Below are 13299 nucleotides of genomic sequence, written 5' to 3'. Positions count from 1 at the left end.
TTCACAACCCAGAGAACAGGGTTTGCGTGATAAAATTAAGCAATATGTCGGCATCTGTTTCTTCAAAAAAATCTACTTCAACGACCATTAAGCCGGTCGATTTTGTTCATTTACATAATCATACACATCATTCATTACTTGATGGACTTCAAAAAATAAAACCGATGGTTCAGCGAGTTAAAGAACTGGGTATGAATTCGGTTGCTGTTACCGACCATGGTACTTTGTCTGGCACAATAGATTTTTATAAGGCCGCTCAAGATATTGGCGTTAAGCCGATTATTGGAATTGAAGCCTATGTAGCGAATCGTAAACACACTGACAAAGATCCACAAAAAGATCGCAGCCGGTACCACATGCTGCTGTTTGCAATGAACAATATTGGCTACAGAAACCTCATGAAACTGTCGAGTATTGCTAATCTTGATGGCTATTATTACAAGCCGAGAATTGATCGAGATCTTCTGAAAAAATATAACGAGGGTATTATTGCAACCAGTGGTTGTATCGGTGGTGAGATTGGCGAAATGTTCCGCTATGACCAAGACGATAAGGCCGAAGAAGCTGCCCGATGGTATTTAGAAGTATTTGGTGATCGATTTTATTTTGAAATCCAAGATCACGGCTTAGAGTGGGACGAGCAAAAAAAAGTTAACGACAAAGTAATGGCTTTAGCTGACAAGCTTAACGCCCCTCTCGTACTTACTGGCGACGCTCACTATCGGCTTAAAGAAGATCAAGACGCTCATGAAATTCTTTTATGTGTTCAAACGGGTTCTAATTTAGATGACCCAGATCGATTTAGCCTTAAAGACACTGATTTGCATCTAAAGGACCCGAAAGAAATTATTGAACGCTGGGGTGAATTACGACCCGACGCTATAACAAACACTGCCAAGCTCGCTGAGCGCTGTGATGTAACCATAAAACTTGGCGATATATTAATTCCAAAATTTGATGTACCGAAAGGTTTTAGCGAGAAATCATATCTCCACCAAAAGACGTACCAAGGTTTAGCGTGGCGGTATGCGGGTGTTGAAAAAACAAAAGCAGCAACCCTTAAGACTGCCGAAGCAAAAAAATTACTTGAACCGAAGATTCTAGAGCGAGCCGAATATGAACTTGGGATTATCGGTAATATGGGCTTTGACGGGTACTTTTTAATTGTCGCCGATTTTATATATTGGGGGAAAGACCAAGGTATAGTTTTTGGGCCGGGACGCGGTAGCGCTGCTGGATCGATTGTTGCCTACGGCATGGAAATTACTGATTTAGATCCAATAAAGTACGACTTACTGTTTGAGCGTTTTTTGAATCCTGATCGTATATCGATGCCAGATATCGATATCGACATTCAAGACAACCGCCGCGATGAGGTTATTCAATATTGTGTTGATAAATACGGTCAAGATCGGGTTGCTCATATTGTTACTTTTGGCAAGATGGCCGCGCGAAACGCTATTCGAGACGTCGCTCGTGTTTTAAATATTCCATATGCCGAAGCTGACCGAATTGCAAAAATGGTGCCACCGCCAATCCAAGGAAGACATATCCCACTGGAAGTCTCTATTAAAGATGACCCTTCACTAAAAGCCGAATATGAGACAAATCAACAGAGTAAACGGATTATCGATTTGGCTATACGGCTCGAAGGGACGATTCGGTCGCACGGTGTGCATGCAGCTGGTGTAGTCATCGCACCAGATGAAATAACAAACTACACTCCGCTTGAAATGGCGCAAAAAGGAGTTGTTACCACGCAGTATCCAATGAACCCAGTCGAAGAACTAGGTTTGCTGAAAATGGATTTTCTTGGGTTATCAAACCTGACTATTATTAATAACGCGCTTAGGATAATTCGCAAAGTCTATAACACCGACATAGACATAAGTACGCTAGAACTTGATGATATTAAGACATATGAATTGCTTGGAAATGGTATGACAACTGGGGTTTTTCAATTAGAGTCTGCCGGCATGAAGCGCTATCTCAAACAGCTTAAACCAACCGTCTTCGATGACATTATTGCTATGGCAGCATTGTATCGCCCCGGTCCGCTTACGGCTGGACTAACAGATTCGTTTGTAAAACGAAAAAATGGCAAAGAAAAAGTCTCGTTTCCGCATGAAAAAATGAAAGAAACACTCGGTAACACTTTTGGAGTACTAGTCTACCAAGAGCAAGTTATGGAGATATCTAAGAACGTCTGTGGCTTTACAGGCGGCGAAGCCGATACCTTGCGTAAAGCGATTGGTAAGAAAAAGCGTGATGTCATGGAGAAAATGAAGGTGAAGTTTATCGACGGTGGCGTTGATCATGGCGGTGTCGATAGATCGATCATGGTGAAGTTTTGGGACGACTTAATGGGTTTTGCCGACTACGCCTTTAATAAATCACACTCAGCCTGCTATGCCTTAATTGCGTACCAAACGGCCTACTTAAAGGCTCACTACCCAGCAGCATTTATGGCCGCTTTAATGACAAGCGATTTTGATGACACCGACCGCTTAAGTATTGAAATTTCTGAATGTAAAAAATTAGGGCTAGAGGTTGTTGCACCTGACGTCAATGAGTCATTCGTGGAATTTGCAGTAGTACCAAATAGTAAAAAAATTCGCTATGGCATGTCTGCTATTAAAAATGTCGGACGAGGCGCAGTTGAAGAAATTCTTAGAGCCCGCCAAGATGGAAAGTTTTCTTCTATAGAAGATTTTGCGTCACGAGTAAGCCCACGGATAGTAAATAAAAAAGCTTGGGAAAGCCTTATTAAAGCCGGTGCATTCGACGAACTAGAGCCAAGCCGAGGGAAGTTGCTTTTAAATATGGAAACAATTTTATCGTTTTCTCAGAAACTTCACAAAGAAGCACTCAGTGGGCAAGAGGATTTGTTCGGTGGCAGCCTTGCTCCAGAAATTAATCCAGTACTGCAACTCGATGCACCTGCCTCTGACGTGGCTGAATCAGAGAAATTACAATGGGAAAAAGAGCTGCTTGGGATCTATTTGTCGTCGCACCCACTCGACCCATTTGAAAAATACTTAGACGAACAAACCATGCCGCTTGGGCAACTGAATGAAGGTCACGACAACAAATCTGCTTCGGTTGGCGGAGTGCTTACCACCGTTCGCGAGATAACCACCAAAAAGGGTAGCAAAATGGCTTTTGTAGGACTTGAAGATAAAACAGGTTCAATTGAACTGGTTGTTTTTCCCGGTGCGTACGAGGGCAACGAAGAGATTTGGCAGCCCGACACAGTCATACATGCTCAAGGTAAATTTAATGCAAAAGATCGAAACGGCAACATCAGCGAACTTAAAGTACTGGTTGATGAGGTAATTGAGCTCGATAAAGCAACTGCTGATGCGTATACGGCAACAGGCAAGAAAAAGCGTTTACCTAAGGCTACGCCCATTAAAGACGATCAAATTGAAACCATGCCGGCAAAGAAAGTATTTATTAAACTAACTAACCCAGACAATTCGGACGAAGAGCTCAAGCAATTGCGCGGTCTGGTTGGCGACTACAAGGGACAGAACGAAATTATCGTAGTGATTGATAGAGATTCGCGTCAAGCGGTTCGTCTTCCATTCAAGGTTGACGCAGACTCAGATGACTTTTTGCAGCAGCTTGTCAGCTTGTTCGGTGCAGCAAACGTTATAGCCAAATAAAAAAAACCGCCAGTGGTTAGCTGGCGGTTTAAGTAATTAATTTTTATTTTATTCGGTTTCTTCTTCTCGGCGAGATAGCAAGAAGTAGAGAATACCAACAATACCTGCAAGAGCGAGCAACCACAGCACGTTAAAGTCGTCGTCTGTGTCAGACAAAACATCTTCTTCACCGTCGTTGTTGTCGGTGCTACCGTCTGGGTTGTCAGGGTTGCTGTTAGGGTCGTTAGGATCAGTACCAGCTGCTTCTTCGGCTGCGTCACTAAAGCCGTCACCGTCGGTGTCTACAGCTTCGTCAGTGACGATTTGGCCTGTACTACCGGTTCCGGCGCTGCTTGAAACAACGTGACCATTGCCGTCACTAGATGATCCAGAAGGAACTGCTACCCAGTTAAGGACAAAGTCGTCGAAGTTAACATTGCCTACGTTGTCGGTAGCAGTTAGGCGAATGACATACTCGCCAACAGTATCTGCAACCATGGTAGTGCTTAGGCTGTTAGCATTGCTAAAGTCTACGTTACCAGGGCCACTTACGACGCTCCATTGAACAGATCGTAGGCCACTGCCATTGTCGCTTGCTTGGCCAGTTCGTACGAATGGAACACATTCTTCAAGATCAGGCCCAGCGTTTACGCTTGGGGCTTGTTTGTCCCACACAACGTTATTTGCAAAGGCGCTTGATTCTTCATTTCCGGCAGTGTCGACGCCGGCAACTTTGAAGTCAAACACTTCTTCACCAACATAGAAAGGTGCTTCAGTTAGTGGATTCCATACAGCGAACCAGAATGAAATATCGTAATCATCCAATTCGATTTCATCTACTGAGTCGACTGCGCTAGCATCCACTGGTTCGGCGTCTTCGGAGGTGAGCATTTCTAGAATTTCATCAACTACAGCTTCACATTCTTCTGGGATTTCCTCGCTGTGCACTGCAGCTTCTTTAACAAAACTAAAGTCATCGCTAGTGCCTGATTCACGAGCGTAGATATTGATATGACTTAGCTCATGGTTGTCGGCAGTGAAACCGGCAATACAAATCGGTGAAGTCCAGATACTGTCGTCAAGTGGGGAGAATAGCTCTTCGTAGGTTTCTGGCGCGGTGTTGTCTACGAAAATTCGAACTGAGTCAGCATCTTCATTGGTTGCTTGATCTTCAGCTTCAATTTCGATGTCGTAGTAGCCATCTGCAAGTAGTGTGCTGTCAAAGCTAAACACCGTTTGGTCAGTAAAGCTTGTTTGGGTGTAGTCGCCACTGGCAGGAACCTGCCCTGGGCCTGCTACGACTGTGCCTGAGAGGTCTTTAAGCTCAGCTGAATAGGTAAACATATTGTCGTCGGTAATGCTGGCTACGACGTCGACAGTACCGTTTACGGCTTCGCCGTCGGCTGGGCTGCTAATTGTAACCACAGGAGCTTGAGTGTTGACAATAGTAACAATAATCGCGGTCGATTCAACATTGTTTCCACCGTCAGTTGCTCGTGCCAGGAATCGGTATGAACCGTCGGCAAGCGTGCCGCTTGGAGTAGCCGAGAATTCTTCGGTAAGTTCATTATCGAACGATCCATCGGTAGCAGTTGCTGCGGTCCAGTCTTGAATTACATTGGTTGCATCGTCGGCATCTTCGATTCTGAATTCAACCAGGCTAATACCAGATAAGTCATCGGTGGCTTCGCCATTCAAGGTTGGTTGGTCGTCGTTAATGTAGACTTCACCAGTGCCATCATCCCAGCTTGAAACTGGTTCTAGGCTATCGGTAGCAATCGTAACTGGGGTTACTGTATCGGACTTTGCGTTTCCAGCATTGTCGTGGGCACGGGCTACGATGTCGTACGTACCTACTGGAACGTCGTTCACGCCGTCATTAATTTGAATAGTAAAATCGTCAGTAGATGGGTACACGTTAAAGGTGCGAACTGGTGATCCTCCACCTGCTGTGCCTTCTGCAAAGAAGCGAATTGCAACTCGTTCAATACCGCTGTCTGGGTCTGTAGCTGTACCGCTTACAGTAAATTCGTTGTACACCGTAGTGCCAGCGATTGGGTCGTCAATGTTTACAACAGGGTCAAGAAGATCGCTCGCTGCGCCAGCTGTGCCAAAGTTTGGTCCTGTGGCTTCGTATTGATTGATGGTGTCATTAACGATTGTTCCGTCTTCGTGTACTACAGCTGATTGGCCTGGCTCAGTGTTTCCGGTAGCAGAATCAGTACCGGTAAATGTAACCTGATCTATTTCAGTAGCACCATTTAGAAGCGTAATTGTGTCACCACGAGCGTTATTTAGTTGAAGTAAGCTGTTTTCTAAGTCACAACTAACCGCTGCTGTTGAAGTGGTTCCTCGACATACAACGAAGTAGTCATTAGCTGGTATCGTTCCAGATAACGCAAAGCTGCCTCCGTCTTGTTCAGTCAATGTCCAGCCAGTGAGATCTATAGGTGTATCGAGATTGTTTTTTAATTCAATCCATTCACCATTACCGTCACTAATGGTTGCTGAGTTCGCCATAAACTCGCTTACGCGGACATCACCGGGTGCTGCCCAAACATCAGCTGGAATTAATGAAACCCAACTAAACGCCAGCAGAAAAGCAGCCGTTAATTGCGTAAATGTTATAAAACGTGTCTTTGTTTTTTGTAGCTGGTCAGCAAACTGTCCAGTCATACCTACCTCCTTAAATAATAGAATTACCGCCACCCTGTATATAGCCAACTACCCCAAATAGGTTCTTGGATTCCTTAAATAATTACACCAACTTGTATAAATTTCAATGCCAGTGTGAAATAAAATTCTCAACATTATTGGCCAGAGTAAAATGTTTGTCTCTTGTCAAAGTGTTCATGCTATATTTATTTCAATGAGCGCAATTGCAACACGAGGCTTTGGCTATAAGGCACATACATATTTTATTGCCAGCCGTCGCAACGACTATCGACCAAACGCACTAAGGAACCCCATACTACTTGTGTTGTATTGCGTCGTAGCAGCATTGCTTGTAATTACTAGTGTAGTTCGACAAGAAGTTCGTAGCTCTTCACAGCCCAGCGTTTCGTCTATTGAAAATCGTCTGGTTGGGTCAATTAATGTGACACGAGGCAGCTTAGACATGCAGCCTCTGTCGCTGAATACACAATTAAGTAAGGCGGCCGTAGCAAAGCAGTTGCACATGGCAGAGCAAGACTATTGGAGTCACACTTCGCCAGACGGCACTGAGCCATGGGACTTTGTGCGGTCCTACAACGTTACCTATGCCAAAGCGGCCGAAACATTGGCGCGTGGCTTTACCGAGCCAGAAGCAGTTGTGACCGGTTGGCTGAATAGTCCAAGCCACAGAGAGGCATTGCTTGAGCCAAGCTATAGCCAGATTGGACTGTCTATAACCGAAGGTGAGCAGGGTTATGATGCAGTGGCGTTATTTATTCAGCCGGTATCAACAATCGCTGCAACCAGCGGCGTTCTTAGTGACACAACCGAAAATTCTGCCCAAAAAGTATTGGCTTTTGATTCGCCGCAACTGTCACGTATTGCTACGGTGGTGCCGCAGTCGCTGATATATATTGTCGCCGGTCTTAGCGTCATAAATCTGGGCTTGCTGATCATGATGTTATTCACGCAACATAAAGTTCCAGTAGCACAACACATTCGCAAACCATTCCACGAACACCCTGAGGTTCATATGGTGCTTCATGTAGCAATTATTGGTCTACTGAGCAGTACGTTACTGTAAATTAAATAGTGCAATGCCAGCTGCAACAGACACGTTCAATGACTCTTTGTTTTTTGAGTGAGGAATTTCAATAATATGCTGACAGGCTGATAATTCTTGGTCATTAAGCCCCGTAACCTCACGGCCCAGTACTAACAGCCACGGCTTAGAAGTATTGTGGCGGTACGAAGTAAGTGGAATGGAGCGAGGGTCTTGTTCTAGGCCTAGCACGGTGTAGTCATCGCTCAGCGCATGCAGGCTGTCTACGATATCTGCCACAGGCACGAACGTTACGTGGTCGAGCGCTCCAAGTGCCGTCTTGGCGATTTTACGTGTCGTACTCTTTTGAATGTGAGGGAGGCGCGCATCATTGGTAATAGTAGGGTATGGAGTTTCCGGTCCTACAAATATTGTCTTTACATTAAACGCTGCTGCCGATCGAGCAATTGCCCCCACATTGAGAGCACTTCTGATATTACAAAGAAATAATGCGTTGTTTTTCATAATAAACTATTGCTTGGGGTGAACTGATGTGATAATGTAGCTCTCGTTATGCATAGTCTTATTCAAGCAGTTGAAGCTAAACACCGCAAGGCACAGATCCCACAAGTTAAGAGTGGCGATATTGTTCGTGTTCACCAAGAAATTGTTGAAAACGAAAAGAAACGAACCCAGGTTTTTGAAGGGCTAGTAATTCGAGTTAAACGAAAAAACTCTTTAACTAGTTCTGCAACAGTTCGAAGAATTGCAAGCGGCGTTGGCGTAGAAAAGACTTTTATGTTGAATTCCCCAAGTATTACTAAAATCGAGATTGTTCGTCGGTCTAAGGTTCGACGTAATTACTTAAGTTACATGCGTGAACGAACTGGTAAATCTGCTCGATTAGGCGCGATTGATTTTGACAAAGTTGCTGTTAACGAAGCGAGTAACGACCCGCTCGTTCCAGCAGATGAAATCACCAAAGAAGCTGAAGAAGTTCTATCGGACGAGACGCCAACCGAAGAACTAAAAACAGAAACCTCTGAAGAAAATCCAGAAGCAAAAGAAGACACTCCAAAAGCTGAAGCAACAGCTGACGCTGACAAAGATTCAAACTAGTATTTTTTATACACGCAAACGAGCCCATCTATTCTAGACTACATCTCCAGCTAGCATGGTAGTGCAAAAGCCTATATTCTTTTTACATGTTAATCGCAGGATTTGATGAAGTCGGACGAGGGGCGTGGGCTGGGCCGTTGTGTGTAGTTGGTGTTGTCTTAAAAGACGGTGAGCTTACAGATATTCGTGATTCAAAATTCTATAGTCAAACAAAGCGGATAAAGCTATTCGGTGATGTTGTTAAACAAGCAGCGCAAATTTCGATCAGCTGGCAAAGTAGTAAAAAAATCGACACACACGGATTGGGCTCGTGTTTATCAGCGGCATTTAATGAATGCGCACAGCAGCTCACTGCTGAAGTCTATATAGTTGATGGGGCTGTGAATTATTTAGATATTGATTGTAGTCTTAGCATGCCCAAAGCTGATGATAATTATCCGGCAGTTGCTGCTGCATCAATAATTGCAAAGGTTTTACGCGATTCGTACATGCATCAACTAGCTTTGCTTGATGATCGGTTTGGCTTTGAAAAGCATGTCGGTTATGGCACAAAAGATCATCGATTAAGTTTGGCTGAATATGGGCCAACGTCCTTTCACCGTCTAAGTTTTAAAGGAGTGCAGTGAGCACTCTCATAGGCCAAGAGGCTGAGGAATCAGCTGCTCAATGGTTGCAACACACAAAAAAATGGAAACTTGTTGAAACAAATTGGAAGCTTCCGAGCGTCGAAATTGACGTAATTATGAAATACAAAAAGTCACTTCACTTTATTGAAGTGAAGTATCGAAGCAGCCTTTACAGTGGTGACGGTTTTAGCGCAGTCACCATAGGCAAATTTAATAGGCTAAAACGTGGCGCGCAGCTGTACCTAGCTGAATATCCGTGGAAAGGCACGGTACAAATTGATGTCGTTGCAGTGACCGGTCAGCTCGGTGCTTTAAATTTTGAACTTATTGAGAATGTTACTGTTTAGTCAGCCAGTTTTTTACAGCTTCGGAGTCTCGTTTCTTCCAGGCTGACTTATATTCGATTTTTTCAATAACTTGTTCGATCGAGCGACCTATACCGTCGGTGTTTTTATCAGCAAAAAAGTCCTTGATTTCTTCAATTCTTGACTGGTCTTTAAAGAAGCCAAGAATCGCTACAAAATAACTGTAAATATGTCCTGCAGAATAATTGCTTTCTATCCAAACCCAGTTTTGTTTGTACCATTCCCAAAATGCCTGTTGGGCTTTGGTGTTGCGCATTAAACCGGCTGCCCAGCTAATAGTGTCTTGTAGTCGAACATGTTCCGACTGGATTGCATCGATAGTTTGATGAATTAGCTCCGGTTCCCTGAACTCAGTCAGCGCTCGAGCCCAACGATTTTTTTGCTCCTGCAGATCTTCTTGCAAATAATTATTCCAAAAAATCTTATATAAATCTTTATCACCATATTTAGCTTTGTGGCCATAAATTAATCCCCGAAGATTTGGCGCAGTGGTATCGCTGTTATATATAGATTCAACTTGTTTACGTGCATCAAATAGGTCAAATCGGGTTGCTAGGGCAAGCACTACTGGGCGTACCAATTGGTCGTTTTCAGATTCACCTTTTGCTTCTTCCCAGCCCAGCTCATTGTATTTTTGCTCAATAAGCTGCTCTACGAGTCCTTTTAACAGGTGCTCGTTTTCCTCGCCGAGTAACGTGCTTCGAACTGAGTGAATCGTGGAACCTATAACTGACCATACCTGTGACTTATCTTCGTTAGCATAATTTTTTAATAGTTCCAGCACCTCAGTTGTAGGTTTTATGCCAGCAACGGCAAGTTCAGCCGCATCGTCTAAAATCCCTAAACGGTCAACTAATGGCAAGCGGTCTATTTGTTGCGATAGGGTTTCTTGAAGCTTTGGGGAGTAGTTCGTCCGGTAAAAGCCAGAATGACCACTATTAATTTTTAGAAAATTATCATTATATGGCAACTGTGTGCTTGTTGAGTTAAACACCGCTGTGCCGGTCTTGTAGCTATCGTTACTAAGAAGCGGCACCGGCCAGGTAACATTTTGTTTTGGTCGAGTTGAATTAAGTAAGAAATGTTCTTGAGCAAGCACTATATTAGCATTTGATTTAGTTACAGAAACAGCAGGAAAGCCCATAACTTCTGTCCATGGTTTCATGAATTCAGCAACATCAATATCAGTCTCGGTACTTAAACAATTCCATAAGTCATCGGTAGTAGCGTTGCCATATGCAAACTCTTTTAGGTATTTAGAAATACCAGCTTGGAAGTTGGCAGCCCCAATATACTGATTAAGCATACGAATGATCGATGCTCCTTTGCGGTAGGAAATTGCATCAAAAATTTCGCTAATGTCTTTAGGGTTTTCAACTGGTACTCGTATTGGGTGAGAATTGGTTAGGGCGTCTTCGCTGAGAGCATAGCTAGAGTCTTCGGCTACGAAGAAAGCCCAAACATCCCAGTTTGGGAACAGAGCGTCGACAGCCAACGCTGCCGCCCAGCTAGCAAATCCTTCGTTCAACCACAGGTCGTCCCACCACTGCATAGTGACTAAATTGCCAAACCACTGGTGGGCTAGTTCGTGACAGACTACCTCGGCAATATATTGTTTGTTTGATAGAGCAGTATTGGCTGGGTCATTAATGATGGCCGTTTCGCGGTAGGTGACCAAGCCCCAGTTTTCCATTGCGCCCGCTGCAAATTCTGGAATTGCCACTAAGTCAGATTTTGGTAGTGGGTATTCGACGCCAAAATACTCTTCAAAAAAGTCTAGACAATCAGCGGCGACATCAAGCGCGAACTGGGTGTGATCAATGGTGCGCGGCATCGAATAGGTGTTAACCTCAACCCCGCGTTTAGTAGTTTTTGATAATTTGGCGAAGTCGCCGACTGCAAAAGCTAATAGGTATGTTGACATAACGGGACTAGTAGCGAAAACCGTCCTAGACCCATCAGTAGAGTCGACTGGCATGTTGGATAAGTACGTAAGGTCGGACGGGCCAGTAATCGAAACATCAAAGGTGGCCTTTGCGGCCGGTTCGTCTACGCAGACAAACGCTTCTCGGGCATGGTGAGATTCAAATTGAGTGCTTAGAATAGTTTTTTTCTGTCCGTCTTCTTCGTAATGAGCAGGGTAAATACCATGCATAGTTGGAGTAACTGTAGCCGTTGCTATTGTTTTTATGGTTACTGCAGAATCTTTCGCTAATGGCTGCTTGAGTTTTATAACCAGTAAGTCCTCGGCAGTGTTAAAAGAATGTTCTTGTACTTCAATGGTGGTTTTACCAGCGGTAACTGTAAGAGTTGTGATATCAAGATCTTTGGCATGAAGCTCCAGCACATCGGTTTCTTTTTGGGCTGTTGCATCGATGGTTGAGTGAGATTCAAAGCTTGCTAGGTCGTCCGCTAAAATGAAGTGGACTGCATAATGATTTGGTTTGAGATGTTGGGTGAGTCGTTTTGTCATAAGTGGTTAGTATGAAAGAACAACGGCCGTAACTCAAGGTTGTTAAAACAACCCCATAAAGTTATAATGGTTGTAATATCCGGCCGGCAGGTCGGAATTTTACGTTTTAAGAGACTAAAAAGAAGGTGAATAAAGTATGAAAATAGAAGTTAAACAGCTTATAGCAGCGGTAAAAGTAATCGCAACAGAAAAGAACCTACCAGAAGAAGTGGTTCAAGATGCAATTGAGCAAGCATTGGCTGCTGCATACCGAAAAGATTTTGGCGATCGCGAGCAGGATGTAAAAGTTCAACTTAACCAAACTAAAGGTGAAGCAAAAGTTTTTGTAACCAAAACGGTTGTCGACGACGTCGAAAATGAATTTAGTGAAATTAACTTAGCAGATGCAAAAAAGATTAACGACACAATTGAAGTTGGCGGCGAAGTCGTTATTGAAGACACTCCAAAAGATTTTGGTCGGGTTGCTGCACAAACTGCAAAGCAGGTGTTATTGCAACGAATCCGAGAATCAGAGCGTGAAATTGTTGTCGACGAGTATGAAGACAAGATTGGAACCGTAATCAACGGTAGCGTCGCTCGTGTTGAGTCACGCTTGGTTCGTGTCGACCTTGGCAAAGCTCAAGGTATCTTGCCAATGAGTGAGCAAATCCGCGGCGAACACTATGGTGTTGGTCAGCGTATTAAAGTGTTTTTAAAAGATGTAGAACGTGAAAATCGTGGTCCGCAATTAATTTTGTCACGAGCAAACACTGAATTTATTAAATTCTTGTTTAGCAACGAAGTGCCAGAAATGGAAAACGGGGCGGTAGAAATTAAGGCAATTGCGCGAGAAGCAGGTGTTCGGACAAAACTAGCAGTATTTTCAACTGTTCCAGGCGTAGATGCCGTTGGTACATTTGTTGGTGGTCACGGTATCCGCGTTCAAGCTGTTATGAGTGAAATTGGTGACCAAGAAAAAATTGACATCATTGAATGGGAAGACGACCACAAAAGCTTTATCGTGAACGCCCTCGCGCCAACTCAAGTAACCAGCGTAGAACTTGACGAAACAAAGAAAAAAGCAATTGTTAAAGTGCCGCAAGACCAGCTGAGTATTGCTATCGGCAAGGGTGGTCAAAATGTACGCTTAGCAAGTAAATTAAGTGGTTATGAAATTGATGTGTCGGCTGATAATGCTACCGCCACCGAGCCAGAACAAAGCCCAGAAGCTAACAGCACCGAAGCGAAAGAAGCACCTACACAAGAGGAAGCATCGAAACCAAAAAAGAAGCTCGCCAGCAAAGCTGAGTTAGAGGAAAACCTGCTAGAAGCACTTGAAAGCCAAGATACTTAAGAGTCGAAAAAAATAGCAAAAAATACTAGCACTCTATAG

9 protein-coding genes are annotated in these 13299 nt (G+C 43.9%); 6 read left to right on the top strand and 3 right to left on the bottom strand.

The window, feature by feature from the left end; all coding sequences use genetic code 11:
• Nucleotides 1–44 precede the first annotated feature (44 nt).
• On the top strand, nucleotides 45–3668 hold the full coding sequence (gene dnaE / locus EYO12_01755) for a DNA polymerase III subunit alpha (GenBank protein ID HIA91824.1): 3624 nt from the start codon (nucleotides 45–47) through the stop codon (nucleotides 3666–3668).
• 48 nt (nucleotides 3669–3716) lie between these two features.
• Here the strand turns inward: dnaE and EYO12_01750 are convergent, their stop codons facing one another.
• Nucleotides 3717–6323, bottom strand: a complete 2607-nt coding sequence (locus EYO12_01750) for a lamin tail domain-containing protein (protein ID HIA91823.1) — start codon at nucleotides 6321–6323, stop codon at nucleotides 3717–3719.
• A gap of 151 nt (nucleotides 6324–6474) precedes the next feature.
• Between EYO12_01750 and EYO12_01745 the strand changes: the two genes are divergently transcribed.
• A complete protein-coding gene (locus EYO12_01745; protein ID HIA91822.1) occupies nucleotides 6475–7386 on the top strand; it encodes a CAP domain-containing protein in 912 nt (303 codons plus the stop codon).
• Here EYO12_01745 and EYO12_01740 read toward each other — a convergent pair.
• Entirely contained in the window at nucleotides 7378–7869 is a 492-nt protein-coding gene (locus EYO12_01740; protein HIA91821.1) for a TrmH family RNA methyltransferase, read from the bottom strand. The two genes, EYO12_01745 and EYO12_01740, sit on opposite strands and share 9 nt — an antisense overlap.
• A gap of 48 nt (nucleotides 7870–7917) precedes the next feature.
• On the opposite strand from EYO12_01740, the gene EYO12_01735 reads away from it, so the two are divergent.
• The 3 genes from EYO12_01735 to EYO12_01725 all read left to right on the top strand — a co-directional run bounded on the left by EYO12_01735 (nucleotide 7918) and on the right by EYO12_01725 (nucleotide 9436).
• A complete protein-coding gene (locus EYO12_01735; protein ID HIA91820.1) occupies nucleotides 7918–8463 on the top strand; it encodes a 50S ribosomal protein L19 in 546 nt (181 codons plus the stop codon).
• Between the two features lie 86 nt (nucleotides 8464–8549).
• Nucleotides 8550–9089: a ribonuclease HII gene (locus EYO12_01730; GenBank protein HIA91819.1), complete on the top strand. Its 540-nt coding sequence runs from the start codon at nucleotides 8550–8552 to the stop codon at nucleotides 9087–9089.
• A complete protein-coding gene (locus EYO12_01725) occupies nucleotides 9086–9436 on the top strand; it encodes a YraN family protein (protein ID HIA91818.1) in 351 nt (116 codons plus the stop codon). The genes EYO12_01730 and EYO12_01725 overlap by 4 nt, the downstream gene beginning before the upstream one ends.
• Here the strand turns inward: EYO12_01725 and EYO12_01720 are convergent.
• Nucleotides 9426–11927 (bottom strand): M1 family peptidase, encoded by a 2502-nt coding sequence (locus tag EYO12_01720; protein HIA91817.1) that lies wholly within the window; start codon nucleotides 11925–11927, stop codon nucleotides 9426–9428. The two genes, EYO12_01725 and EYO12_01720, sit on opposite strands and share 11 nt — an antisense overlap.
• 136 nt (nucleotides 11928–12063) lie before the next feature.
• Here EYO12_01720 and nusA point away from each other — a divergent pair, with 136 nt between their 5' ends.
• On the top strand, nucleotides 12064–13260 hold the full coding sequence (gene nusA, locus EYO12_01715) for a transcription termination/antitermination protein NusA (GenBank protein HIA91816.1): 1197 nt from the start codon (nucleotides 12064–12066) through the stop codon (nucleotides 13258–13260).
• The last annotated feature ends 39 nt before the right edge of the window (nucleotides 13261–13299 follow it).

This window comes from Candidatus Saccharibacteria bacterium (assembly GCA_012965045.1).
In the GTDB taxonomy this organism is placed as follows: Bacteria; Patescibacteriota; Saccharimonadia; order Saccharimonadales; family DTSZ01; genus DTSZ01.
The sequence above is the reverse complement of the archived record's forward strand: the minus strand, read 5'-3'. Positions and strand labels throughout refer to the sequence as shown.

Coding starts and splice junctions, on each gene's coding strand:
- dnaE (HIA91824.1), top strand. CDS start 45: ATGTCGGCATCTGTTTCTTCAAAAAAATCTACTTCAACGACCATTAAG.
- EYO12_01750 (HIA91823.1), bottom strand. CDS start 6,323: ATGACTGGACAGTTTGCTGACCAGCTACAAAAAACAAAGACACGTTTT.
- EYO12_01745 (HIA91822.1), top strand. CDS start 6,475: ATGTTTGTCTCTTGTCAAAGTGTTCATGCTATATTTATTTCAATGAGC.
- EYO12_01740 (HIA91821.1), bottom strand. CDS start 7,869: ATGAAAAACAACGCATTATTTCTTTGTAATATCAGAAGTGCTCTCAAT.
- EYO12_01735 (HIA91820.1), top strand. CDS start 7,918: ATGCATAGTCTTATTCAAGCAGTTGAAGCTAAACACCGCAAGGCACAG.
- EYO12_01730 (HIA91819.1), top strand. CDS start 8,550: ATGTTAATCGCAGGATTTGATGAAGTCGGACGAGGGGCGTGGGCTGGG.
- EYO12_01720 (HIA91817.1), bottom strand. CDS start 11,927: ATGACAAAACGACTCACCCAACATCTCAAACCAAATCATTATGCAGTC.
- nusA (HIA91816.1), top strand. CDS start 12,064: ATGAAAATAGAAGTTAAACAGCTTATAGCAGCGGTAAAAGTAATCGCA.